This window comes from Tsukamurella sp. NPDC003166 (genome assembly GCF_040611135.1).
Taxonomy (GTDB): Bacteria; Actinomycetota; Actinomycetes; order Mycobacteriales; family Mycobacteriaceae; genus Tsukamurella.
Window position 1 is genome coordinate 79,745 of the sequence record NZ_JBEXNL010000007.1, and the last position, 23,511, is coordinate 103,255.

General features: G+C 70.2%; 21 protein-coding genes and 1 pseudogene. 11 read left to right on the forward strand and 11 right to left on the reverse strand.

Features of this window, described 5'->3' with window-relative positions; translation table 11 throughout:
- The first annotated feature begins 33 nt into the window (after positions 1-33).
- Together ABZX10_RS10550 and ABZX10_RS10555 are read left to right on the forward strand one after the other, a co-directional pair.
- Complete coding sequence (locus ABZX10_RS10550; RefSeq protein WP_355538459.1) at positions 34-2,985, forward strand: MMPL family transporter; 2,952 nt, start codon at positions 34-36, stop codon at positions 2,983-2,985.
- A 124-nt stretch (positions 2,986-3,109) separates the two neighbouring features.
- Positions 3,110-4,648, forward strand: coding sequence for a protein kinase (locus ABZX10_RS10555; protein WP_355538462.1), 1,539 nt, complete (start codon positions 3,110-3,112; stop codon positions 4,646-4,648).
- A 43-nt stretch (positions 4,649-4,691) separates the two neighbouring features.
- On the opposite strand, the gene ABZX10_RS10560 is transcribed toward ABZX10_RS10555, so the two are convergent.
- The 8 genes from ABZX10_RS10560 to ABZX10_RS10595 all read right to left on the reverse strand — a co-directional run bounded on the left by ABZX10_RS10560 (position 4,692) and on the right by ABZX10_RS10595 (position 13,299).
- Positions 4,692-5,618, reverse strand: a complete 927-nt coding sequence (locus tag ABZX10_RS10560) for a fumarylacetoacetate hydrolase family protein (RefSeq protein WP_355538465.1) — start codon at positions 5,616-5,618, stop codon at positions 4,692-4,694.
- Positions 5,615-6,916 carry an MFS transporter gene (locus ABZX10_RS10565; RefSeq protein WP_355538468.1) on the reverse strand — a complete coding sequence of 434 codons (1,302 nt, stop codon included), beginning with the start codon at positions 6,914-6,916 and terminating at the stop codon, positions 5,615-5,617. Before ABZX10_RS10565 ends, ABZX10_RS10560 begins: the two co-directional genes overlap by 4 nt.
- Positions 6,917-7,007: 91 nt before the next feature.
- The gene (locus tag ABZX10_RS10570; protein WP_355538471.1) at positions 7,008-8,582 is read right to left on the reverse strand and encodes an AMP-binding protein; all 1,575 of its coding nucleotides are present in this window, start codon (positions 8,580-8,582) and stop codon (positions 7,008-7,010) included.
- Positions 8,579-9,547 carry an MBL fold metallo-hydrolase gene (locus ABZX10_RS10575; protein WP_355538474.1) on the reverse strand — a complete coding sequence of 323 codons (969 nt, stop codon included), beginning with the start codon at positions 9,545-9,547 and terminating at the stop codon, positions 8,579-8,581. The genes ABZX10_RS10570 and ABZX10_RS10575 overlap by 4 nt, the downstream gene beginning before the upstream one ends.
- Positions 9,548-9,705: 158 nt before the next feature.
- Positions 9,706-10,692: an AsnC family transcriptional regulator gene (locus ABZX10_RS10580; protein WP_355538477.1), complete on the reverse strand. Its 987-nt coding sequence runs from the start codon at positions 10,690-10,692 to the stop codon at positions 9,706-9,708.
- A 35-nt stretch (positions 10,693-10,727) separates the two neighbouring features.
- A complete protein-coding gene (locus tag ABZX10_RS10585; protein ID WP_355538480.1) occupies positions 10,728-11,003 on the reverse strand; it encodes a hypothetical protein in 276 nt (91 codons plus the stop codon).
- Positions 11,004-11,037: 34 nt separating this feature from the next.
- Positions 11,038-12,210, reverse strand: coding sequence for an acyl-CoA desaturase (locus tag ABZX10_RS10590; protein WP_355538483.1), 1,173 nt, complete (start codon positions 12,208-12,210; stop codon positions 11,038-11,040).
- A gap of 27 nt (positions 12,211-12,237) precedes the next feature.
- A complete protein-coding gene (locus ABZX10_RS10595) occupies positions 12,238-13,299 on the reverse strand; it encodes a flavin reductase family protein (protein ID WP_355538486.1) in 1,062 nt (353 codons plus the stop codon).
- Positions 13,300-13,440: 141 nt separating this feature from the next.
- On the opposite strand from ABZX10_RS10595, the gene ABZX10_RS10600 reads away from it, so the two are divergent.
- The 4 genes and pseudogenes from ABZX10_RS10600 (at position 13,441) to ABZX10_RS10615 (ending at position 16,322) form a co-directional block, all read left to right on the forward strand.
- On the forward strand, positions 13,441-14,100 hold the full coding sequence (locus ABZX10_RS10600; protein WP_355538489.1) for a TetR family transcriptional regulator: 660 nt from the start codon (positions 13,441-13,443) through the stop codon (positions 14,098-14,100).
- A gap of 71 nt (positions 14,101-14,171) precedes the next feature.
- Positions 14,172-14,552, forward strand: a complete 381-nt coding sequence (locus ABZX10_RS10605) for a ribonuclease domain-containing protein (RefSeq protein WP_355538492.1) — start codon at positions 14,172-14,174, stop codon at positions 14,550-14,552.
- A 2-nt stretch (positions 14,553-14,554) separates the two neighbouring features.
- Positions 14,555-14,833: a barstar family protein gene (locus ABZX10_RS10610; RefSeq protein ID WP_355538495.1), complete on the forward strand. Its 279-nt coding sequence runs from the start codon at positions 14,555-14,557 to the stop codon at positions 14,831-14,833.
- Between the two features lie 53 nt (positions 14,834-14,886).
- A pseudogene (locus ABZX10_RS10615) lies at positions 14,887-16,322 on the forward strand (aspartate ammonia-lyase).
- Positions 16,323-16,505: 183 nt separating this feature from the next.
- Here ABZX10_RS10615 and ABZX10_RS10620 read toward each other — a convergent pair.
- Together ABZX10_RS10620 and ABZX10_RS10625 are read right to left on the reverse strand one after the other, a co-directional pair.
- Positions 16,506-17,180 (reverse strand): response regulator transcription factor, encoded by a 675-nt coding sequence (locus tag ABZX10_RS10620; RefSeq protein ID WP_355538498.1) that lies wholly within the window; start codon positions 17,178-17,180, stop codon positions 16,506-16,508.
- Positions 17,153-18,355, reverse strand: coding sequence for a DUF5931 domain-containing protein (locus tag ABZX10_RS10625; RefSeq protein ID WP_355538501.1), 1,203 nt, complete (start codon positions 18,353-18,355; stop codon positions 17,153-17,155). The genes ABZX10_RS10620 and ABZX10_RS10625 overlap by 28 nt, the downstream gene beginning before the upstream one ends.
- A gap of 34 nt (positions 18,356-18,389) precedes the next feature.
- On the opposite strand from ABZX10_RS10625, the gene ABZX10_RS10630 reads away from it, so the two are divergent.
- The 4 genes from ABZX10_RS10630 (at position 18,390) to ABZX10_RS10645 (ending at position 21,037) form a co-directional block, all read left to right on the forward strand.
- A complete protein-coding gene (locus tag ABZX10_RS10630) occupies positions 18,390-19,652 on the forward strand; it encodes a YbhN family protein (RefSeq protein ID WP_355538504.1) in 1,263 nt (420 codons plus the stop codon).
- A gap of 192 nt (positions 19,653-19,844) precedes the next feature.
- On the forward strand, positions 19,845-20,249 hold the full coding sequence (locus ABZX10_RS10635; RefSeq protein ID WP_355538507.1) for a DUF3054 domain-containing protein: 405 nt from the start codon (positions 19,845-19,847) through the stop codon (positions 20,247-20,249).
- Positions 20,250-20,306: 57 nt separating this feature from the next.
- A complete protein-coding gene (locus tag ABZX10_RS10640; protein WP_355538510.1) occupies positions 20,307-20,717 on the forward strand; it encodes a type II toxin-antitoxin system RelE/ParE family toxin in 411 nt (136 codons plus the stop codon).
- Positions 20,714-21,037 carry a helix-turn-helix domain-containing protein gene (locus ABZX10_RS10645; protein WP_355538513.1) on the forward strand — a complete coding sequence of 108 codons (324 nt, stop codon included), beginning with the start codon at positions 20,714-20,716 and terminating at the stop codon, positions 21,035-21,037. Before ABZX10_RS10640 ends, ABZX10_RS10645 begins: the two co-directional genes overlap by 4 nt.
- Before the next feature lies 1 nt (position 21,038).
- On the opposite strand, the gene ABZX10_RS10650 is transcribed toward ABZX10_RS10645, so the two are convergent.
- Positions 21,039-22,670: an NTF2-like N-terminal transpeptidase domain-containing protein gene (locus tag ABZX10_RS10650; protein ID WP_355538516.1), complete on the reverse strand. Its 1,632-nt coding sequence runs from the start codon at positions 22,668-22,670 to the stop codon at positions 21,039-21,041.
- Between the two features lie 79 nt (positions 22,671-22,749).
- On the opposite strand from ABZX10_RS10650, the gene ABZX10_RS10655 reads away from it, so the two are divergent.
- On the forward strand, positions 22,750-23,472 hold the full coding sequence (locus ABZX10_RS10655) for a pirin family protein (RefSeq protein ID WP_355538519.1): 723 nt from the start codon (positions 22,750-22,752) through the stop codon (positions 23,470-23,472).
- The last annotated feature ends 39 nt before the right edge of the window (positions 23,473-23,511 follow it).

The following is a 23,511-nucleotide window of genomic DNA, read 5'->3' on the forward strand; positions in this document are numbered from 1 at the left end:
CCCTAGAACCGGCCACCGGAAAGGATTTTTCGCTTGTTCGCAGCGATAGGACGCTTCAGTTACGCGTTCCGATACACGATCATCGCGGTCCTGTTCGTGACCATCGCCACCACCGGCGTCTGGGGCTTCCTCGGACTCGGGGCGAAGACCAAGATGAACGGTCTCTACGACGAGAACAGCGACTCGGTGGCGGCGGCACAGGTCACCGACCTGGCCAACGGTCGCGAGATGCAGCCCGACATCCTGGTGCTGATCAAGCCCGCCGAGGGCAAGAAGATCACCGACCCGGACGTCGAGAAGGCCGTCGAGCAGACCCGCCAGGACATCCTCGCGAAGTACGCCACCGGTGACGACTCGAAGCTGAACCCGACGAACGAGAAGGAACCGCAGGCGAGCTCGCTGAGCTACACGATGTTCGCCCCCGGAGCGCCGCAGGCGAACGACGCGCTTTTCAAGAAGTTCAGCCGCACCGACGCCAAGGGCGGCACGTGGGGCTTCTTCACGCTGCCCATGCGCTCGGCGGACGACACGCAGCGCGGCAAGGACTGGGTGGCGATCCAGCAGCCGTTGATGCGGATGCTGCAGTCCGACGCGAACAAGGCGGTCTTCACCGCGCAGGTCGGCGGCCTGGTCCCGGTGACCTCGGAGGTCACGGAGGGCGTCCAGAAAGACCAGAAGAAGGCCGAGATCATCGCCCTGCCGCTGGTCGCGATCGTGCTGTTCTTCGTCTACGGCGGCGTCGTCGCGGCGGTGCTGCCGATGATCATCGGCGTGCTGACCATCGGCGCGGCGATGGCCGTCGCCTCGGTGATGGCGGACTTCACCGACGTCAACCTGTTCGTCGGGCCCATCATCTCGCTGATCGGCCTGGGCATCGCCCACGACTACGGCCTGTTCATGGTGTCCAGATTCAGAGAGGAACTGGACGAAGGCTACGACACACCGACGGCGGTCAAACGCACGGTGATGACGGCCGGCAGAACGGTCATCATGTCGTCGCTGCTCATCGTGGCCGCGCTCGCCTGTCTGTACATCTCGCCGCTGGGCCTGCTCACCTCGATGGCCACCGGCGCGCTGCTCGGCGTGTTCATCGCCGCGCTGCTCTCGCTGACGCTACTCCCCGCGATGCTCGCGGTGCTCGGCCCGAAGGTCTTCGCGCTCAGCTTCCACTGGTTCCTCACCATCTTCGACAAGTGGAACCTGCCGCTCATCGGCGGCGTCATCCATTGGGCCGCCGAGAAGACGGGCCGCGCGAAGACGAAGGCGAACATCGAGGCCGGCATGTGGGGCAAGGTGACCGATGCGGTCATGAAGCGCCCGAAGACCGCCATCGTCGGGGTCGTCACGCTGCTGCTCGCGATCTGCATCCCGATCGTCGGCCTCCAGTTCGGCGGCATCTCGCAGACCTACCTGCCGCCGGACAACAAGACCCGCATGGCCCAGGATCAGTTCCAGGAGCTGTTCCCGGACAACACCGGTCAGCCCGTCAAGATCGTCTTCACCAACGCCAGCGACGCCCAGATCAAGCAGGTCCTCGACGAGGCGAACAAGATCCCGGGCTTCACCCGCTCGAACCCCGCGGACCCGAACTCCGCGCGGTTCGGCGCCGCCGGAGATGCCGTGTCCACCGCCAAGGGCACCTCGAACAAGCTGGTCGTCCGCGGCCACGAGGTCTCGATCCGGACCTCGAGCGGCAGCATGCAGGACCCCAACGACACCGCAGCGGTCGGCGAGGCCCTGACCGCGTTGCGCGGCATCACGATGGACGGGGCCGACGCGAGCAAGGGCGTCGGGTTCCTGGTGGGCGGCATGCCGATCCTGCAGCAGGACTCGATCAACTCGATGTTGGACCTGCTGCCGGCCCTGATGCTGCTGCTGGTCCTGGTCACCACGATCGCGATGTTCCTGGCCTTCGGCTCGCTGACGCTGCCGATCAAGGCCGTGCTCATGTCGCTGCTGTCGCTGGGCTCCACGCTCGGCTTCCTGACCTGGATGTTCGTGGACGGACACGGCGGCGACATCTTCAACTTCACCGGCGGGCCCATGATGGCGCCCGTGCTGGTGCTGGTGATCGCGGTGGTCTTCGGCCTCAGTACCGACTACGAGGTCTTCGTGATCTCCCGGATGATCGAGGAACGCGCGGCCGGCGCCACGACGAAGCAGGCGATCCGCGCCGGCACCGCGAACACCGGCCGGATCATCACGGCGGCGGCCATCCTCCTCGCCTGCGTCGCCGCGGCGTTCGCCACGTCCGACCTGGTGATGCTCAAGTACGTGTCGTTCGGCCTGATGTTCGCGCTGCTCGTCGACGCGACCGTGGTCCGCATGGTGCTCGTCCCGGCCGTGATGAAGCTGCTCGGCGACGACTCCTGGTGGGCGCCGAACTGGATGCGCAAGATCCAGGAGGCCGTCGGCCTGGGCGAGACCTCCCTGCCCGCCGAGACTCGCGACGGCCGTCCGCTGTCGTCGGTCCGGCCCGCGACCGCGGGGCCCGGTAAGGCCGCACCGCAGGTCGTGGCGGCGGGTGTGCCGGTCGTGGCGGGCTCCGCATCGAGCCCGGCCGAGCACGCGATCCCGCCCGGCGCGGGCATGCCGCCGACCGACCGGCCGGCCCGCCCGACCCCGATGGGCCCCGGCCCCCGGCGTCCCGGACCGCCGCCCGGTTTCTCCGGCCGGATCGAGCTGCCGCCGCGCCCCTCGGCGCCCACGCAGCGGCCGCCGCAGGACCCGCGCAGCTACCAGCAGCCGCTGCCCGGGCGCCGTCAGGGCCCGCCGCCCGGACAGTACGGCCCCGGTGGCCCGCGGCCCAGCGGCCAGATGCCGCGACCGCAGGGCCAGCGCCCGGGCGGTCCGCCCCCGGGTGGCCCGCAGGGCCAACGCCCGCCGTACCCGCCTCGCCCGCAGGGGCCGGGTGGGCCGCAGGGCCCGCGCCCCGGCGGCCCCCGTGACACCGGGCCCCAGCCCGGCCGGGACCAGGAGCGCTAGACCCGCCCCTGGTTCGACGGTGCCCCGCAGGACTCGATCCTGCGGGGCACCGTCGTTCCCTGGTGGCCGGCGGTCCGAGAACGGCGTGGTGGTGGAGCACCGCGCGCGAGTAGGCTCCGTGTCCATGGCGGGGAGCGACCAGGACCTGGAGATCGCCGGGTACCGGGTGATCGAGCGGCTGGGCGCCGGCGGCATGGGCGAGGTGTACCTGGTGGCGCACCCGCGTCTCCCCCGCAGCGACGCACTCAAGCTGCTCGACGGTGCCGTCTCCGCAAGCCCGGAATTCCAGGCGCGGTTCATCCACGAGGCGGACCTGCTGGCGCCGCTGTCGCACCCGAACATCGTGCACCTCTACGACCGCGGACAGCTCGACGACGGCCGGCTGTGGCTGACCATGGAGTACCTCCAGGGCACCGACGCCAAGCAGCTGCTGCGCGAGCAGGGCCCGCTGGCGCTCGGCCTGGTCGCGGAGATCGTGAGCGGCGTCGCGGCCGCGCTCGACTACGCCTACCAGGACTTCGCCATCACCCACCGCGACGTCAAGCCCGCCAACGTCCTGGTGCGGCTGCGGGCGGGCCGCGCGGCCGCGGTCAAGCTCGTGGATTTCGGGATCGCCAAGGCGTCCACCGAGGCCACCTCCCTGACGGTGACCGGTACGACCGTCGGGACGCTCGGTTATCTCTCCCCCGAGGCGATCGGCGGCCTCGACCTGGACAACCGCACCGACCTGTACTCACTGGCGACCGCCGCGTTCGAGCTGCTCACGGGCGCGGCGCCGTTCACGGGCACCACGATCGCCGCGGTCATGGGCGCCCACCTCTACCAGGCCGTTCCGTCGGTGCACGAGCGCGGCCCGGGCCTGCCGCCGGAGCTGGACGCCGTCTTCGAGCGCGCACTCGCCAAGGCCCCCGGGGATCGGTTCGCGACCAGCGGCGAGTTCGCGGAGGCGCTCGCGGCCGTCGCCGTCGCGTCACCCACCGCGCGGGCCGCCGCGCCGGCCGCGCCGGCCGCGCCGGGCGCGCCGGGCGCGCCGGGCGCGGACTCGACGTACGCCGCCACGATGATCCGCCCCGCCGGGCCCGCCGCCGACGACGCCCCGACGACGATCTCGCCGTCGGCCGCACCGACGGCACCGTCGGGCCGCGCACCGGTCGAGCTGCGGCGCGGCGAGACCGTGGACCTGCCGCACGCCGCGGAACTGTTGCTGCGCGTCGAGACGCCGCGGGTGCGGGCCGGCGGCGACCTGTTCGCGCTGGTCCTGGGCCGCGACGAGCGGGTCCTCAGCGAGCAGCACATGGTGTTCTACAACAATCCGCGTGATCCCGACGGCGTCGCGGCACTCGCGCCCGGCGACGAGCCCGGCCTCGCCCTCGCTCCGCACGCGCTCCCGCCGGGCGCGCGGATCGTGGTCGCCGTCGCCACCGACGCCCCGGAACCCACCCGCCCCACGGTGCCGGCCGTCACCGTCGGATGCGCCGACGGGGCGTGGACGGTGCCGGCTGCCGGGGAGCCGGGGCTGCGCGCGTCGGTCCTGTTCGAGGTGTACCACCGCGACACCCCGTCCGGCGCCCGGGTGCTGCGGCTGCGCGCGGTCGCGCAGGGGTGGACCGACGGGGTGGCCGCTCTCGTCCGGAGTTACGGCGTCGAGGTCGACGAGGGCTGACGGCCGGGAGAACGGCCCGTCCGGCGACCGGGCGCGACGCCGGTCAATGACCGGTGCTCAGCGGGTGCCGCGGAATCGGGCCCGTGATCAGCTGATCGGTCCTGCCGATCAGCTCGATCTCGAGATTCACCCGGTCGCCGGGTCGGAGCCAGTCCGTGAACCGGCCCGATCCGGTGTGGAAGTGCTCGTAGAGGCAGCCGGTGCCGACGGTGCCGAAGCCGACCACCTCGCCCGGCCGCAGCACGGTTCCGCGTCCGACGTAGGAGATCACGTCCTCCACCGACCAGTCGATCGTCGACCAGTTGCCGCCGCCGATCCGTTCACCGTTGAGCTCAGCGGACATGTCGATGTCGAAACCCTTGCCTGCGCGCCGGTCGGCGAACTCGTCCGCCGTCACCAGGCACGGTCCGAGCGTGGTGTGCGTGTCCTTGCCCTTCGCCGGGCCGAGGCCCAGCCCCATCTCGTCCATCTGCAGATCGCGGGCGCTCCAGTCGATGTACGTCGTGAAGCCGATGACGTGCGACCACGCCGCGTCCGGAGCGATGTTGAAGGCGCCCTTGCCGATCACCGCGGCGACCTCGAGCTCGAAGTCGAACCGATCGCAACCCGGCGGAATCGGAACATCGTCGACCGGCCCGAGGACTGCGGCCGAATTGGAGATGTAGAACGCGGGGTACTGCTCGTGCCGGGGATCGACCTCGCCCATGCAATTGCGGATGTGCTCGTGGAAGCACATCGCATCCCGCAACTGGGGTGGCGCGAGCGGCGCCTCCAGGCGGACCTCGTCCAACGCGTGGACGACGGCCGGCGAGCGGAGCGCATCGGCGCCCGCGGCCGCCAGATCGTCCGCACCTGCACCGATGAGCTCGGTCAGGGTGCGCGAGGTGTCCAGGGCGTGGACGACGTCGCCGCTCAGGACGCCGACCCGCCGATCGTTGCCGGCACTGGTGGTGAAGGTGATCCATTTCATCGGACGGTATCCTCGACGATGTCGGAGTGGTGGCCGGGAGCGGTCGTATCGTCCGCAGCGGCCGGGGCGGGGTAGGGCAGGCGCGCGAGCAGCACCAGGACGACGGCGCTGAGTACCAGGAGCGCGGCGCTACCGATCAGGGCCGGCGTGTAGGTCCCGAGGTGATCCTTCACCTGGCCGTAGATCAGCGGAGAGATCGCGGTGGCGAGCAGGATCGTGCTGTACAGCATTCCGTAGACACGGCCGTAGGAGCTGAAACCGAAGTAGCGGGAGGCGAAGTAGCCCACCATGTCGATCTCGGCGCCGACGGTCACACCGATCGCGATGGCGCCGAACAGCGATCCCCACGACCCGGCGTAAGCGAAGATCAGGGTGGCGACCGCGCCCGCCAGCATGATGACCGCCGAGACGTACTGCGCGCGGAAGGCGTCCAGGAGGTACCCGGTCACCACCCGGGTCACTGTGAGCGCGATGCCGATGGCGCTGGCGTACCACGCGATCCAGTGTGCGGACAGACCCTTGTCTCCGAGGATCGCCAGGAAGTGCAGCTGCAGACCCGCGCTGGCGAGGGCGATCACGGGGAAGGCCAGCGCGAGCATCCGGAACGGGCGGGAGGACATCGCCTCGCGGACCGTCATTCCGGCCTGGGCGACGACCGCGTCGTCGGAGCCCGCCGGCGTTCCCCGGCCGCGCGCAGCGGCGGGCGGCGTCTCACGGAACGCCAGCAATCCGGCGGTGATCGGCGCCACGATCAGGGCGATGATCGCGAGCGCGACGAAACCCGCGCGCCAGCCACTGTCGGCGACCAGCGGAACGAGCAACTGCGGCAGGAGGATTCCAGTGATGCCGTTGCCGAGCATGGCGAGCCCGAGCGCCTTGCCCCGGTTGGCACGGAAGGCGATGCTGACCGCGCGAGCGAACGGTACGGTCGTGGCACCGGCGGCCAGGATCGCGGTGACCGCGAACATCAGCAGGTACAGGCCCAGCTGGTGGCCCGCCCTGCTGAGCACGAGGAAGCAGATGCCCATCGCTGCCAGCGAGATGCCCGCGATTCGCGACGTGCGGAACCGGTCGACGAGCCAGCCGACTGCCGGCGCCGCGAGAGCGAGTGTCAGCAACACGATCGTCGAGGTGAACGACAGGCCGGTGCGTGACCAGCCGAAGTCGTGTTGCTGGGACCTCATGAACGTGGATATCGCGGCGAGCGGCAACGCGATCGCGCCGCACCCGATCCCGATGATCGACGCCAACAGCACGTTCCAGTGCTGGGAGAGTTCTTCGCGGAACGTTCGTTCCATGTCCGTGCCTTTCGACGGCGCCGAGGTTCTCGCGGCGCACGGTGTGGAGCGGCGGGCTCACGCCCGGAGCACTCAGAGGAGAGGGACCGGCTCACCAGCCGGGCCAGGATGCGCGGAGCGCCTTCTTGTCGACCTTGCCGAACGCCGTGGTGGGCAGCTCTTCGACGACCCGGTAAGCCTTCGGGCGCTTGTAATTCGCGAGTTCGCGGACGCACAGTTGTGCCGGGGAGTCCGGACCGGACGCGAAATCGGGAGCGGACGCAGCGCCGCGCGCCGGTACCACGAAGGCGACGACGGCCTCGCCCCAATCAGGTTGCGGCACACCGACGACCGCGACAGCGGAGATCTCTGGCGAACGCGCCAGCACGTTCTCCACCTCGGTCGAGTACACGTTCATTCCGCCGGAGATCAGCATGTCGTTGGCCCGGTCGAGCAGGTAGACGTAGCCGTCGCGGAGCATCCCGATGTCGCCGGTGTGCAGCCATCCGTCGCGCAGCGCCTTCGCCGTCGCCTCCGGCAGGCCGAGGTAGCCGTCCATCAGGTAGGGGGCGCGGGCACAGATCTCTCCGACCTCGCCGTCGGCCAGCGTGGCGCCCGTATCGTCCCGGACCTCGATCGCGACCATGGCTGCGGGGCGACCGCAGCTGCGGAGCAACTCCGGCCGTTCCGGATCATGATCGTGGCGCGACAACCGGGTCAGGAAGTTCGGCGCCTCGGTCTGGCCGTACAACTGGACGAAGACCGGGCCGAGGAAGTCCAGCCCCTGCCGGAGTCGCTCGACCGCCATCGGGGCTGCGCCGTACATGATGGTGCGGAGCTCGGGTGCGGAGACCTCGAACGGATCGGAGAGGTCGGCGATCCGATCCAGCAGGCGATAGATCATCGTCGGGACCATGAATGTGAAGGTCACACCGGCGTTCGCCATCCGGTCGAGCACCATGTCCACGTCGAACTTCGGTTCCAGCAGAATCCGTGCGCCCTTGAGTAGTCCGGCCTGCATCAGGTAACCGGCCGAATGCGGCAGCGGCGTGCTCAACAGAAGGCATTCGCGGTCGGTCAGCTCCATCTCGATGAGATGCGCCATCATGCACAGGGATGCGGAGGCCTGCGAGTGCTGGACTCCCTTCTGCCGGCCCGTGGTTCCGCCTGTGTACGCGATCAGCGCCCGGTCCGACGATGCGATCTCGACGTCCGGCGGACCGTCCGGGACCGGGCGCGTGAGCACCTCGGCCCACTCCAGAGCGCCCGTCCGCACACCGTCGACGACGATGACCGTGTCGAGCGGCCCTCCCGCAGCCAGCGCCAGTTCCACCCGAGACCGGTCCACGATCGCCACGGCCGCACCGGAATCGGCGAGGACGTAGGCGACCTCCGGGTCGGAGAGCATGTCCGTCACGGCCACCCTCGTCGCGCCCAGACGCAGGATCGCCTGGTCCGCGATCACCCATTCGAGGCGGGTGGACATCGCGATCGCCACCGGAGTACCCGGGCCGACACCGCACGCGAGGAGAGCATGGGCCAGGGCGTCCGCGGCGCGCCCGAGTTCGCGGTACGTAAGCGACTCGCCCCGGCACTCGACGGCCGTGGCATCTCCATAGCGCGTGCTGGCGGCGACGAAGAGATCGCGCAGGACCGGTGCGCGATCCGCGCGCAGCGCAGTCGTCACCGGACCGCACCGCCGGTCACCACACCGAAGCCCTCGAGCTCGCCGATCTTGGCGAAGACCACGGTCCGATCCGGTCCGGTGAAGCCCGGGTCGAGGGCCTCGTACACTCGGATCACGTTCTGCGCCAAGCGTCCGTGCTCCGGAAGGCTGCTGAACCGGCCGAGGTCGATCGACCCGATCGCCTCGTCGACGGTCATCCCGTCGTGGTAGCGCTTGGTGGCCTCGTCGATGATGTAGGTGAGGTAGTCCCGCACCCCTTGCACGCCGGACTTGTCGGTCACGGGGCCGTGACCGGGAACGACGATGTCGACATCCATGTCGAGGATCCGATCGCACGCGGCGATCCACCGCTCCGCCGGGCCGGCCCAGACGATGGGGGTGCCTCCGACGAACACGATGTCGCCCGTGTAGATCACCTTGGCGTCCGGTACGTGCACCAGGGTGTCGCCGGGGGTGTGTGCCGGCCCGACCTGGATCAGCTCGACCGCGCGGCCGCCGACGTCGAGCGTCAGCTCACCCTCGAACACCCGGGTGGGACCGGTCGAGGTGATTCCCTCGAAGGTGAACGGCGCGAAGATCTCCCTAGCGAACTCTCCGGTGAGCCCGTCCGCCTTGGTCAACGCCGCGAGACTGTCAACGTTCTCCTGCGTCATGAGCTCGGCCGCTGCACGGGAGGCGATGATCTCGACGTCTCCCCCGGCGGCGACGACCTCGTTGCCGAAGTAGTGGTCACCGTCGGAGTGCGTGTTGACCAGGATCTCGATCGGGTGCCCCGCGAGCACCGGCTCCAGCCCGGCGATCATCTCGCGGGTGTGCTCGAGGTCGAAGAGGGTGTCCACGAGCAACGACGTGCCGGCGCCCTGGATCAGGCCGGAGTTGCTCCATCCCCAACTGCCGTCGGGTTGCATCCACGCGTGGCACCCGTCGGCCACCGCGGTCAGTCCCTTGTCGTACGAAAGCCCCATGCCACCACTCCTTATTATGCCGAATATCGTCCTTAAATATTCGGTTGGTGCGGTCAAGTGTGGCTTGCATCACCGTTTATGGCAAGAGTTCGGTCAATAATTCTTCACGAACACCCGGAGTTCCGCCGCATCTCACCACAAATCTTCCGAATTTCGGACTAAATTGCAGGAGGGTTCGAGGGCAGACCACTCGGAGCGAGCCCGAGACTGCGCGCGTACGACACCGAAAAGAAATCCACCACCTGCTGCGCCGCGGCAACGTAGTCGGCGGTGAGCACGGTCGGCTCGTCGAAGTAGAGACAGACCACGGCCAGCAGGGCATCGCCGTAGAGCATCGGCAGCGCAAGCAGGCTCGTGTAGCCGGCGTCACGCACCAGATCGCCGAGCCCCGACATCAGGGGATCCGCGGCGGCATTGTGCACCGCCACGTGCATCCGGGACTCCGCCACCCGGCTCAGGACTCCGTGGACGCGTCCGTCGAGCCGCGCGGACATCTCGTCGACGTACTCCCGGGGGACACCCCGGTTCGCCACGATCTCGAGCACCGACCTTCCCGGTTCCCCGCGCCCGTACTCGCCACGGCAGATCAGAACCCGATCGGCTCCCAACCCCGCGGCCGCGGCATCGCACAACGCACCCAGCAGCTCACCCACGGACTGGCGGACTCCACCCGCCAGGAGGAGCTCGGACAGCACGCCTCTGTCGACAATCGGGGACCGCGCAGCATCGCCGTCCCGGCCCGATGTGACAGCGCCGATGAGATGGCAGGACTGCACCGATTCGACGCCGGGGACGGTCTGCACGGACTCCACCAGGAACCCCAGGGCCGCGGAATCGTCGGGAAAGCCCGCCAGCAGCACGATGTCGGCGGCGCCCGAAGCCAGGTACGTCCGCTCCACGCCGGGCAGCCCCGCGAGCACCGCGGACACCTCATCCCGCTTCCACGGGCTCGTCCGCAGTAGGCACACCAGGCGACTCGCGGCATCGGGCTCGGGGAGGACCGCCGTATACCTCAGCCCGTGCTCGGATTCGAGACGCGCCAGCCGGAGTCGTACCGTCTTCTCCGAAACACCGGAGCGCGCAGCGAGTTCCACGTTGGAGATGCGTCCGTCCGCACGCAACAACTCCAGCAGGGCGTGGTCCACCTCATCGAGGTTCCGCCTCCGCGGCCGACCCACCATCAGCCTTCGCGCCCGGGTCCGTCCTCCGGCGCTCCCGGTGCCGACTCCGCATCGGGGCCGGCGGGCTCGGGGGGAGCCGGGGCGCGGCGAGCCTCGTCCGCAGCGGCGCGCTTGGCGGCCTGGCGCATCTCGAGGGCGTCGCCGACGGCGTCACCGATCTCCCGGGCGACGTCCGCGACGGCGGTGGTGATGATGGTCGCGATGCGGCCGACGCGGATGGCCGTGGACTCGACGGCCTCCTGCGCCGCGTCCTTGCGCCGCTCGATCTTGCCCACTGGAGTCCTCCTGGTGCGGTCCGGTACGTCCGGCCTAGACCGACACCATCTCACGCTCGACGGCACGCTGCCAGCCCGCGGCGGCCAGTGCCTTCGACGCGGCGTCCTCGTGCCGGGCGCGCTCGATGGTCACGGCCAGCTCGGGCTCCTGCTTGGTCCAGCGGTTCGGCAGGGAGAGCTTGGCGATCTTCTTCCACGTCGAGCCGAGCTGGCCCCGGAGCGAACCCGTGTTGTAGGGCAGGCCGAATTCCTCGCACGTCGCGCGGACCTCGGCGGCGATCTCCGGGTAGCGGTTGGCGGGGATGTCGGGGAACAGGTGGTGCTCGATCTGGAAGCTCAGGTTGCCGCTCATGATGTGGAACAGGCGGCCGCCGTCGATGTTGGCGGAGCCCAGCATCTGGCGGACGTACCACTCGCCGCGCGTCTCGTCGGCCGTCTCTTCCTTGGTGAAGGTCTGCACGCCCGACGGGAAGTGGCCGCAGAAGATGATCGAGAAGGTCCACAGGTTGCGGATCAGGTTCGCGGACATGTTGCCCAAGAAGGTCAGCGGGAACAGCGGACCGGTGAGCGCCGGGAAGATCACGTAGTCCTTGAGGACCTGCTTGCCGGCCTTGCGCCGCATGCCGGCGACGAGCTCCTTGATGTCGCCCCACTTGCGCTCGCCCTTGACGATCCGCTCTGCCTCGAGGTCGTGCAGCATGACGCCCCACTGGAAGAGCACCATGAGCGCGCCGGCGTAGGCGAGGTTGCCCAGGTAGTAGGGGTGCCACTTCTGCTCCGGCGCCATGCGCAGGATGCCGTAGCCGATGTCGCGGTCCATGTCGAGGACGTTGGTGAACGTGTGGTGCAGGTAGTTGTGGCTGTGCTTCCACTGGTCGGCGGGGCACACGGTGTCCCACTCGAATTCGCGGGAGTTCAGGCCGGGCTCACGCATCCAGTCGTACTGGCCGTGCATGACGTTGTGGCCGATCTCCATGTTGTCGAGGATCTTCGACACGCCCAGCGAGCCGACGGCCAGCGGCCACAGCGGCGGCAGGTACATCATGGCGCGGCCGGCGATCTCGAAACCGCGCTGTGCGCGCACGATCTTGTAGATGTACTCGCGATCCTTCTCACCGAGGTCGTTCAGGACGCGGGTGCGGATGGCGTCGAAGCGCTCGCCGATGATCTCGACCTGCTCGGCGGTGAGGGTGATGTGCTCGGTCATGATTTCTCTCCCCTTCGAAGATGGTGGCTAGAGCGCGATCTCGACGTCGCCGACGGGCGCGCTGACGCAGAGTTGGATGTGCTGGTCGGGCTCGTCGTTCGTCTCGCCCGTGAGGATGTTGGTGGTGCAGCCGGACTTGCGGACCGCGGTGCAGGAGAAGCAGATGCCCATGCGACAGCCGCTCTCGGGGAACAGGCCGGAGGACTCGGCCTGGTCGAGGATGCTGCGGCCGTCGTTGTCGACCTCGGTGCCGGCCTCGGTGAAGCGCAGGGTGCCGGTCGCCTCGCCCGACGGTGCGGCCACCACCGGCGGGGTGAACTCCTCGACGCGGAGCTCGACGCCCGCGTCGGTGTACAGCTGTTTCGCGGCGTCCAGTAGCGACGCGGGACCGCACGCGAGGCCGATGTCGCCGTAGCCCTCGAGCTGCCCGATGTGCTCGGCGCCGAGGTGCCGGCCGCCCGCCCGGGTATACACGTAGGTCACCGACACGTTGCCGAACCGGGCGAGCCGCTCCAGCTCCGCGCGGTACGGGTTGTCCGCCGAGTCGCGGCAGAAGTGCAGGAGCGCGACCTCGCCGTCGTAGTTCTCGTCGATGAGCGTGCGCAGGATCGAGAGTACGGGTGTGATGCCGCTGCCGCCGCTGATGAGGCGGATGTTCGCGGGGCGGTCACCGGGCGTTCCGGGCAGCACGAAGGTACCGCCGGCCGGCGTGAGGCCGAGCACGTCGCCCACGGCGAGGGTCTCGCGGAGGTGCTTGCTGACGTGCCCGTCGGCGTCGGCGGTCACGGTGAATTCGAGGTCGCCCTCGTGGTGCTGCGAGCTCGCGGGCGAGAAGCAACGGGTCTGGCGGACGCCGTCGATCACGACGCTGACCTGGATGAACTGGCCGGCCTGGAAGCCCTCGAACTGGCGCGTCGGGGTCACGCTGAAGGTGACGGTGCGGTCGGTGCGGCGGCTGACGGCCGTGACGCGACCGCGGATCTCGGTCCAGGTGACCATCGGGTCGACGAGCTCGAGGTAGCGGTCCACGGCGTGCGGGGTCAGCACGGCCTCGACGAGGTTGCCGGCGAATCGGGTGAAGCGGCTCATGGCTGTGTTTCTCCGTTCAGTGCACGCTTGTACACTCACAGTATGCACGCAGATGTCCGTTCCCCGTCAAGGAGTTGTTCCGTGACCTCGGCCACAGCCTCCGCGACACCGTCCCGACGCAGGGGCGATAGACTCGAACCCATGCCCAGACCGACCCCGCGCGCCGTCGAACGGCACACCCCGGGGCCGTCGCGGGCGGAGGCCAAGGAACGCACGCGACAGGCCCTTCTCGACGAGGCGCTGGCCCTGGCCGGTGAACGCTCGTTCGCGAGTCTGTCGCTGCGCGAGGTGGCGAAGGCCGCGGGCGTGGTGCCCACGGCCTTCTACCGCCACTTCGCCTCCATGGACGATCTCGGCGTGACCCTGGTCGAGGACGCCATGCGCGTGTTGCGTCGCATGCTCCGCGAGGGCCGGCGCGAGGGCGTCGCGCCGAGCGGCGGCGAGGCCGTCCGGATCGTCGCGAAGCAGGCCCGCGCCAACGACGCGGAGTTCCAGTTCCTGGTGCGCGAGCGGTACGGCGGCTCCCCGGAGCTGCAGCGGGCGATCGACGTCGAGTTGCGACTGTTCGCCAAGGAGCTCACGCACGACCTGTCGCGGATCCCACCACTGCGCGACTGGAGCGTCGAGGACCTCGACATGGTGGCGGACCTCTACGTGACGATCATGCTGGGCTTCGTCGCCGAGCTCGTGCGCATCGACGCGCGCAACAATCGCGACGAGGCCGAGCTCATCGACCGGACGTCCCGACAGCTCACCGTCGTCGCCCTGGGACTGACCTCGTACCACCCGGTCGAGCGGTGACGCACCGTCGCGCGGAGGGCGTTCACCCGGCCGCCACCCCGTGATTACCTACTTCGGCTAACTTAATGCCCATGCGTGCCGCCACCCACCTCCTGGGATCGATCGTCGTGACGCTGGGCGTCACCGTCGCGACCGTGTCCCCCGCCTCCGCTTCTCTCCCCACCTGCGCGTTGTCGTCGTTGCCCGCGCAGGCGGCCGACACCGCCGACCTCATCCACCGGGGCGGCCCGTTCCCGTACCCGAAGAACGACGGGGTCGTGTTCCAGAACCGCGAGGGCATCCTGCCCGCGCAGGCGTCGGGCTACTACCACGAGTACACGGTGATCACACCCGGCGCGTCGACCCGCGGCACCCGGCGGATCATCACCGGTGGCACCCCGCTGACCTCGCCGCCCCACTGGTACTACACGGGCGACCACTACGCCTCCTTCTGCACCGTGACGGGAGCCTGACCGTGAAGACCTACACCGTGGACGGCCGTAGGGTCGCCGATGTCGAGGGCTTCTACGCCGAGCTCGGCCGCGCCGTGAACGGCCCGGACGGCTACTTCGGCGGCAATCTGGACGCCCTCGTCGACTGCCTACGCGGCGGCTTCGGCACGCCGGACGACGAGCCCTTCGGCTTCACGATCACGCACGCCGACGGGGTGCGCGCTGCCCTCGGCCCCGAGCTGTACTCCCAGGTCGTCGACGTGTTCTCGACCTCCGGCGTGCCCCTGCACGTCTCGTCCTGATCCGTATCCGGCAATCGCCCCTTCGATCGCCGACGGTGCGCGACGATCGACGCATGACCTCTCCCCAGACGCGCAGCGAGCACGACCTGCTCGGCGACATCGACGTACCGGCCGACGCGTACTACGGCGCCCACACCGCTCGGGCGCTGCTGAACTTCCCGATCACCGGCATTCCCATCGCCACCCACACCCATCTGGTGAACGCGCTGGCCGCGGTGAACAGGCTGCGGCATCGGCGAATCACGAGCTGGGGCTGCTGGACGAGGAGAAGGCGCGGGCGATCGTCGCGGCGTGCGAGCGGATCCGCGGCGGCGAGCTGCACGAGTGGTTCCTGGTGGACACCATCGCGGGCGGCGCGGGCACCTCGACCAACATGAACGCCAACGAGGTGATCGCCAACGCCGCCCTCGAGCACCTGGGCAGGCCCCGGGGCGAGTACGCGACCCTGCATCCGCTCGACCACGTGAACCTGGGCCAGAGCACCAACGACGTCTACCCGACCGCCGTCAAGATCGCCCTGATCACACAGTTGCGCGAGCTCCAGGCGGCGCTCACCGAACTGCGCGGCGCGTTCGGCGCCAAGTCCGGGGAGTTCGCGGGGATCGTGAAGATGGGCCGAACCCAGCTGCAGGACGCGGTCCCGATGACCCTCGGGCAGGAGTTCGGCGCCTTCGCGACCACCCTCGGCGAGGACATCGTGCGCCTGCAGGAGGCCACGCGGCTCCTGCACGAGCTCAACATCGGCGGCACCGCCATCGGCACCGCGCTGAACTCCCATCCGGGCTACCGGGCACGGGTGATCGAGCGGTTGCGCGAGGTCACGGGCGTCTACGAGCTGATCGGCGCCACCGACCTCATCGAGGCGACGGCCGATGTCGGCGTCTTCGTCCAGCTGAGCGGCGTGCTCAAGCGGATCGCGGTGAAGCTGTCGAAGACCTGCAACGACCTGCGGCTGCTGTCCTCGGGTCCGCGCGCCGGCCTCGCCGAGATCCACCTGCCCGCGGTGCAGGCCGGATCGTCGATCATGCCCGGCAAGGTCAATCCCGTGATCCCCGAGGTGGTCAACCAGATCGCGTACGAGGTGATCGGCCACGACGTCACGATCACCATGGCCGCCGAGGGCGGACAGCTGCAGCTCAACGCTTTCGAGCCGATCATCGCCCGGTCTCTGGTGGAATCGATCTCCCACCTCACGCGCGGGGCGCGGGTGCTGGGCGAGCGCTGCGTCGCCGGCATCACCGCCAACCGCGACCGGCTGGAGCGGATGGTCGCCGAGTCCATCGGTGTGGTCACGGCGCTGAGCCCCACGATCGGCTACGCCGCCGCGACCTCCGTCGCCGCCGAGGCCCTCGAGTCCGGGAGGGGCGTCGTCGAGATCGTCCGCGAGCGCGGCCTGCTCGACGATGCCGTGCTCGACTCCCTGCTCACCCCCGAGTACCTCACGGGCCATCCGCCGCACGCCCTCTCCCCGCAGTCCGACGGTGCCTAGCGAGGCGGGGACCGCGGCGATCCCGGGCCGCCGGCCGGGCGGGTCAGCGCATCGCGGGCCGGTCAGCGATAGGTTTCGGCAGCGCGCGGCCGAAACCCGTGGGCGCTGCTCGCAGTCGGCAGCGTCCGCGAACATCGGCAGCGCGCGGCCGAAGCCCCTCGCTGCCCGCCCGGCCGAGGGCGCTCAGTCCAGGCCGTTCTCCAACGCGTAGCGGGCCAGTTCCACGCGGTTGCCGAGCTGGAGCTTGCGGAGCGTGGCCTGCACGTGGTTCTCGACGGTGCGGTGGCTCAGGTGCAACCGGGTGGCTATCTGCTTGGCGGACAGGCCCTTCGCGACCAGGCGCAGCACCTCGGTCTCGCGCGGCGTGAGCGCCGCGGCGGGCGTCGGCTCCGGCGCGGCGGCCATCCGCCGGAACTCCCCCAGCACCAGTCCCGCGAGACCGGGCGTGAACACCGGTTGCCCGGCGGCGGTGGCGTGCACGGCCGCGACCAGCTCCTCGGCGGAGGCACTCTTGACCAGGTATCCACAGGCCCCTGCCTTGACGGCCTCGACCACGTCGTCGCGCTCGTCCGACGCCGACAGGATCAGCACCTGGGCCTTCGGCGCCGAGGCCAGCACCAGCGCGGTACCCGCGGCACCGTCGCCGTCGGGCAGCGACATGTCCATCAGCACGACCCGCGGCTGCACCGCGCCCGCGATCCGCCCCGCGGCGGCCACCGAGTCCGCCGTGCCCGCGACGACGAAGCCGCGGGCCTCGAGGTCGCGCGCGACCGCGTCGCGCCACATCGGGTGGTCGTCCACCACCAGCACGGAGATGTCCGCGTTCGCGGCTACGTCCGGGGTATCCATAGCTCCCATTCCACTCCCTCGTCCACGCCGGTCGTCAACTCCGCGCGCCCACCCAGCTCGCGCATCCGCCCGACGATCGACTCCGCCACCCCCAGTCTGCCCTCGGCGCGCGCGGCGTCGAGGCGTCCCGGGGCGATGCCGGCCCCGTCGTCGCGCACGGTGATCAGGACCGCGTCGCCCACGTCCTCGAGCAGCAGGAAGGACCGCGCCCCGGGACCGGCGTGCCGGCGGGTGTTCTCCAGGGCGTTCCGCACCGCCGCGGCCACCTCCACCGCGGTCGCGGCGGGCAGCGTCACCGCCCCGCCGGGCTCGGCGAGCGTCACCGCCGACGACGCCAGGGGCCGCAGCAACTCGCGCAGGTCCACCGTGTCGCCGGCGCCGGCGGTTCCGGGTTCGACGGTGCCACCCGGAGTCTCGGCGATCAGGCGCCGCAGCGCCCGCTCCTGCTGCGCCGCGAGCTCTCCCAGCGCGCCCAGCTCCGTGCCGGGGCCGCCGAGGGCGGCGCACCGTCGGGCCAGGAAGGCGAGGGCCTGCAGCACCCCGTCGTGCACCTCCCGGGCGAGGCGCTCCCGGGCGCGGGCCTCCGCGGCGACCCGCTCGGCCTCGCGCAGCTGCTCCTGCGAGCGGATGGCCACCCGCGCGGCCACGCCGATGCCCAGGCCCACGGCCATGAAGACGGGGTAGTTGGCGTCGCGGAGGATCGTCTCGGGGAAGGTGCCGCGGTAGACCGCGTTGATCGCGGCGATGACGATGCCGCCGATCACGCCCGCGATCGGCCCAGACAGGATCGCCGCGGAGACCACGGGATTGGTGAGCCACAGCGTGGTCGGGAGGGTCTGGTTGTGCGCGGTGAACGCCGGCGATGCCACCTGCACAGTCCCCAGCGCCAGGACCGCGGCGACCGCGAACTCGGCGAGCACGAACCACCGGTGCCGCCCGAATCCCCGCACGTAGCCGAACCCGGCCACCAGGCTCACCACCACGACGGCGCCGATCATCACCCAGCTCCCGCCGACGTGCCGGTACCGGTCGGCCTCGTCGATCTGCCGACCGACGGCGTAGAGCACCGACAGTGCCCGGAACCACTGCGCGCCACGCCACAGCGGCCCGCGGGGATCCCCGCCGTCGGAGGTGGCCCCGTCGGCGGGCTCGGCGCGCCGCAGGCGGGTAGCGAGGCCTTGCATGTGCCCACGTTAACCGGTGAGTAGGCTGGCGCCGATGAGCGAAGGTGAATCGGCCGACCGGGCGGATCGCCCGGACCCGGCCGCGACGCCGGGAGCGGACGGCGACGGTCCGACCGGGGCGGACACGCCCGACGACGCGGCGGCGAGCACGCCCGACGCCGAGGGCGGCAAGCGGCCGGTGATGAACCGGCGGCGCTGGAAGTGGGCGCGGCGCACCCTGCTGGTGATCCTGGCGGTCGTCCTCGGGGTCGAGGCGTACCTGTTCTGGCCGACGGTGTCGAAGTCGGTGCGCGAACTCAAGCACATCCGGTGGGAGTGGGTCGTCGCCTGCGTCATCGCGGTGTTCTTCTCGATGGACTCGTTCGCCCAGGTCACGCGCACCTTGCTGCGGTCCGCGGGCGTGCCCGTGACGCAGCGGCAGGCGCTGAGCCTGCAGATGGCGTCCAATTCGGTGTCGCAGTCGCTCCCGGGCGGGCAGGTGCTCGCGCCCACGCTCGTGTACCGCCGCACCCGCATGTGGGGCGCCACACCGGTCGTGGCGACCTGGCAGATCGTGATGAGCGGGCTGCTCATGTCGGCGGGACTCGCGGTCCTCGGACTCGCGGGTGGTCTCCTCGCCGGCGCCAAGACCAGCCCCTACTCGGTGGTGTTCTCCGTCGCGATGCTCGTGGTGTTCATCGTGCTGGTGCAGTACGTGGCCTCGCACCCGGACGGCCTGTACGTCGTCGGGGCGCGGCTCATCCGGTGGATCAACGACCTGCGCAACAAGCCGGAGGACACCTGGCTCGCCCGCTGGAAGGAGATCCTCGACCAGCTGCAGGCCGTGAAACTGAGCCGCCGCTACGGCGCCGAGGCCTTCGGGTGGTCGCTGTTCAACTGGGTCGCCGACGTGGCCTGCCTCGCGTTCGCCTGCTACGCCGTCGGGGACGCGCCGGGTCTCGCCGCGCTCGCCGGCGCCTACGCCGCGTCGAAGCTGGTCAACACCGTCAGCCCCATCCCGGGCGGCCTGGGACTCGTCGAGGCGGCACTGGTCCCCGCGCTCGTGCTGGCCGGGATGCCCGCCAGCTCGGCGCTGACGGCGACCCTGCTGTACCGGCTGGTCAGCTACGTCCTCGTCGTGGTGGTCGGCTGGATCGTGATCGTCGTGGGTTACCGCAGCTACCGCGCCACCCTGGACGTCGACCCCGATGCGGCCACCGCCAGCGCTAAGCCCGGCACGGCCGAGCCCACCCAGGACGCCGAGCGCACGGCCCCGGCCCCCGAGGACGACGGCGGACCGTCGACCAGCCCGAGTTAGCGTCCCCACCTGCCCTTTTAGCGCGCTGCAACCGGTCCTCAAGGGCGACGGGGCATCGTCGTCCCTGTGAGCGGACGACCCGCACGCTCACATCGCCCCGGAGTGGAGGGGGGCGGGGGGTCAGGCCCGGTCGGGGCGCGTCTGGGAGGACCGCGCCCCGACCGCGTGCCGGGCACCGTCTACCGTGGTCACATGCGCATTCCGGCCATCGCCGTCCTCGACGTCGTCTTCGTGCTGCTGTTCGTCGTGATCGGGCGGTTCAACCACGACGAGGCGTTCTCGCCGGCCGGGTTCGCCGAGACCGCGTGGCCCTTCCTGCTGGCCCTCGCCGTGGGCTGGGCCTTCACCTACGTGCTGGCCGCCCTGCGCGGCCACGAGCCCGGGCGGGCGCAGACCTTCTACCCGGGGCGCGTCTTCCCCGCGGGCGTCATCATCTGGATCTCGACGGTGGCCTTCGGCATGACCGCCCGGGGCCTGCTCACGTCGAAGGGCGTCGAGGTCAGCTTCGTCATCGTCGCCACCATCGCGCTCGGGCTGTTCCTGCTGGGCTGGCGCGGCGTCGCACAGCTCGTGATCGCCCGCCGCGTGAAGGCCTGAGCACATCAGGAATTATCACCTCTAGCGCATATTATTTGCAAGTGATACCTTGGTGCTGTGGGCGGCCCTTGGGACATCGATACGGACCTGGTCGATGACTGGATCCGCTCACTGAGCACTGCCGATTTCGAGCGCGTCTTGGCAGCGCTCGAGTACTTGGCTGAGCGCGGACCCACCACGGGACGCCCGTTCGTCGACACAGTCCGCGGGTCGCAGCACGCAAATATGAAAGAGCTTCGAACACAGGGCGACTCCTCGAGGAGCGCATTCCGGCTGCTCTTCGCCTTCGATCTGCAATCGCGGGCGATCGTCCTCGTCGCTGGAGACAAGGCAGGGAACTGGGAGAAGTGGTACGCGAAGAACATCCCGATCGCGGACGCGTTGTTCACGGACCACCAAGCAGGACTCCGAACCGACCCAGTGGCGCCATCGGAACCGGGCCGACAACGAAGAAAGAAGAAGAAATGAACCTGGATGAACTCCGCGCGAGCCGGCCACACGACCGCGACAACGTCGACCGCATCAAGTCCGAGATGCGCCGAGCGGAACAGCTGCACAAGCTCCGCGAACTCCGCGAGTCCCTCGGGATCACACAGACCGTGCTGGCGGAACGGATCGGGGTCGGCCAGGCACGGGTCTCCAACCTCGAGAAGGGAGAGCTGAGCACCGTTAAGGTCGAAACGGTACAGCGCTACCTCGAGGCCCTGGGTCTGGATCTGGAGCTCGTCGCGCGACAGCCCGACGGCACGCGTATCCCGATCGACATCACGTTCCCCCGGCCGGCCTGAGCTACTTCAGGTACGCCCCGGCGACCTGCAGCGATCCGCTGCCGGACTTCTCGCCCGTCACCATGATCGCGAAGGCCTGGTCGCCACGGTAGCCGATGAACCAGCCGGGGCCCTCCGGCCCGTTGGTGCCGACGAGGCCCTTCGCCTTGGTCGCGGCGAGGTCGCCGCCGTCGCCGGACGGCGCGACGGTGGCGTCCATCTTGGCGCGGACGGCGTTGAGGATCTTCTCGTCGACATCGCCGAGGGGGACGCTGGGCTTGGCGGTCTGGTCCTGCACCACGAAGGGCGCGGTGGTCTTCCCCTTGGCGATGGCCGCGGCGAAGATCGCCATGCCGAACGGCGTGGCCTTGACGGTGTCGGCGCCGAGCTCCGCGGGTCCGCGCCCGCCGACCCCCGGCAGTTCCGCGGTCACCGTCTTCACGCCCGTCATGGCGAAGTCGGTGCCCATGCCGAGCGGCGCGAGCAGCTTGCCCTGTTTGCCGGTGTCCTTGCCCGCGGCGGCGTTGACCTCGTTGTACAGCGGCTCGAGGACCGGCCCGGTGGTCGACAGGCCGGTGAGGGCCCAATCCGGCGAGACGGCGCTGGCCTGCGTGTTCTGCGCGGCGGCGAGCACGGCCCCCGTCGAGACCGAGACCACGACCATCGCGGCGGGCTGACCCAGCTGCACGACCGCGTTCTCGACGTCGAGCTGGACCTTGGGATCCATGGCGGTGCGCAGGTCCGGTCCGGGCGGCCCCTGGTAGCCGACGATCTTGGTGGGCGGCTTGCCGTTCGTGAGCAGCTGCACCTCCCAGCCCGCGGTCGCGTCCCGGTTCGCCTGCCAGGCGCCCTTGATCCCGTCGAACAGGGGCGAGAACAGCTGCCGGTTCGAGATGAGCAGGTCCTGGGCCGGGCTGTCCTGCAGGCCGGGCACGGCGGTGAGCTTGTCCCCGAGCACGCCGAAGTCGTCGTCGCGCAGGTCGAGGACGGGGACCGGCTTCCCCGGGTCGGCCTTGGCCTTCGCGGCGAGCGATTCGGGGGTGACGAGCGGCGCGACGGGCGAGACGATCTTCGCGACCCGGGTCAGACTGTCGGTGAGGTTCTTGGTCTTGTTCGGATCGACGGTGAGGCGATGGACGGTGCCTGCGAACATCAGGTCCGACTTGTCGGCGGCGAACACCCTGGGCGCCTTGGCGTCGGTACGGATCTGCCGGATCGAGGTGTCCGGGGTGAGCCCGGGCGCGAGCACCGCGGGATCCCAGGAGATCCGCCAGCCGATGGACAGCTGCGAGGCACTGCCCTTGGTGGTGTAGTCCCAGTCCCGGCCGTCACCGAAGTTCCAGTGCGTCTTGACGTCGAAGGTGGCGTTGCCGCCCGAGTAACGCTGCACGTTGGTCGTGGTGACCTTCACGGACTGCGCGTTCATGTCGCGCAGGGTACGGCCGATGACCCCACCCGCCGCGTCGGGCGACGACGTGACGGCCGCCGCGGCGACGGCCTTGCCCTCCCCGAGCGCCGAGGTGTAGCTGTCGAGCATCTTCTGCACCTGCTCCACGGCGCTGTCGCCGCACGCGGACAGCCCGCCGCCGACGCCGAGGAGCAGGACGGAGACCAGCGCGGCGGTGCCGTGGCGTGCCCGACCGCTCCGTCTCACGTCGCCTCCCTCGTGGTGAACGGCCCTGCGCCATCCCTGACGGCGGAGCTTACCTTTTCGACCATGGCATCCTTGGGATATGGATCTGGTGGTGCGTTCAGCGGACCGGGCCGCGTCGTCGATGCCCGGCGTCCGGTCGCGTCACTGCTTCTCCTTCGGAGACCACTACGATCCCGACAATACCCACCACGGAATCCTGCTGGCCTGCAACGCGGAGCAGGTCGCGGCGGGCACGGGCTTCGACACGCACCCCCACCGCGCCGTCGAGATCGTCACCTGGGTGCTGTCCGGGTCGCTGGTGCACCAGGACAGTGAGGGACACGCCGGGCTGGTCCATCCGGGTCTGGCGCAGCGCATGAGCGCCGGGACCGGGGTGCTGCACTCCGAGCGCAACGACCGCGCCGTCGAGGGCGCCGATGTCCGGTTCGTCCAGATGTGGGTCCTGCCGGACGAGCCGGGCGGCGCACCGTCGTACGAGCAACGGGACGTGTCCTCCGAACTGGCCACCGGCACGCTCATCCCGGTCGCCTCGGGCGACCCCGACCAGGACGCGGCCGTCCGGATCGGGAACCGCGGCGCCACGCTGTTCGCGGCGCGCCTGGCGCCCGGCGGCACCGTCGACCTGCCGGACGCGCCCTTCGGTCACCTCTACCTGGCCGACGGCGCCGCTGAGATCGAGGGCCCGGGACTGCTGTCCGACGGTGACTCGCTGCGCACCGCCGGGGACGGACGGCGCGTGACCGCCGGGCCCGACGGTGCCGAGCTCCTGTTCTGGCGCATGCTCACCCGCCTGGGCGGCTGATCCGGCCCGGGCGGCTGCCCAGGCCCCGCCGGGTCCGTG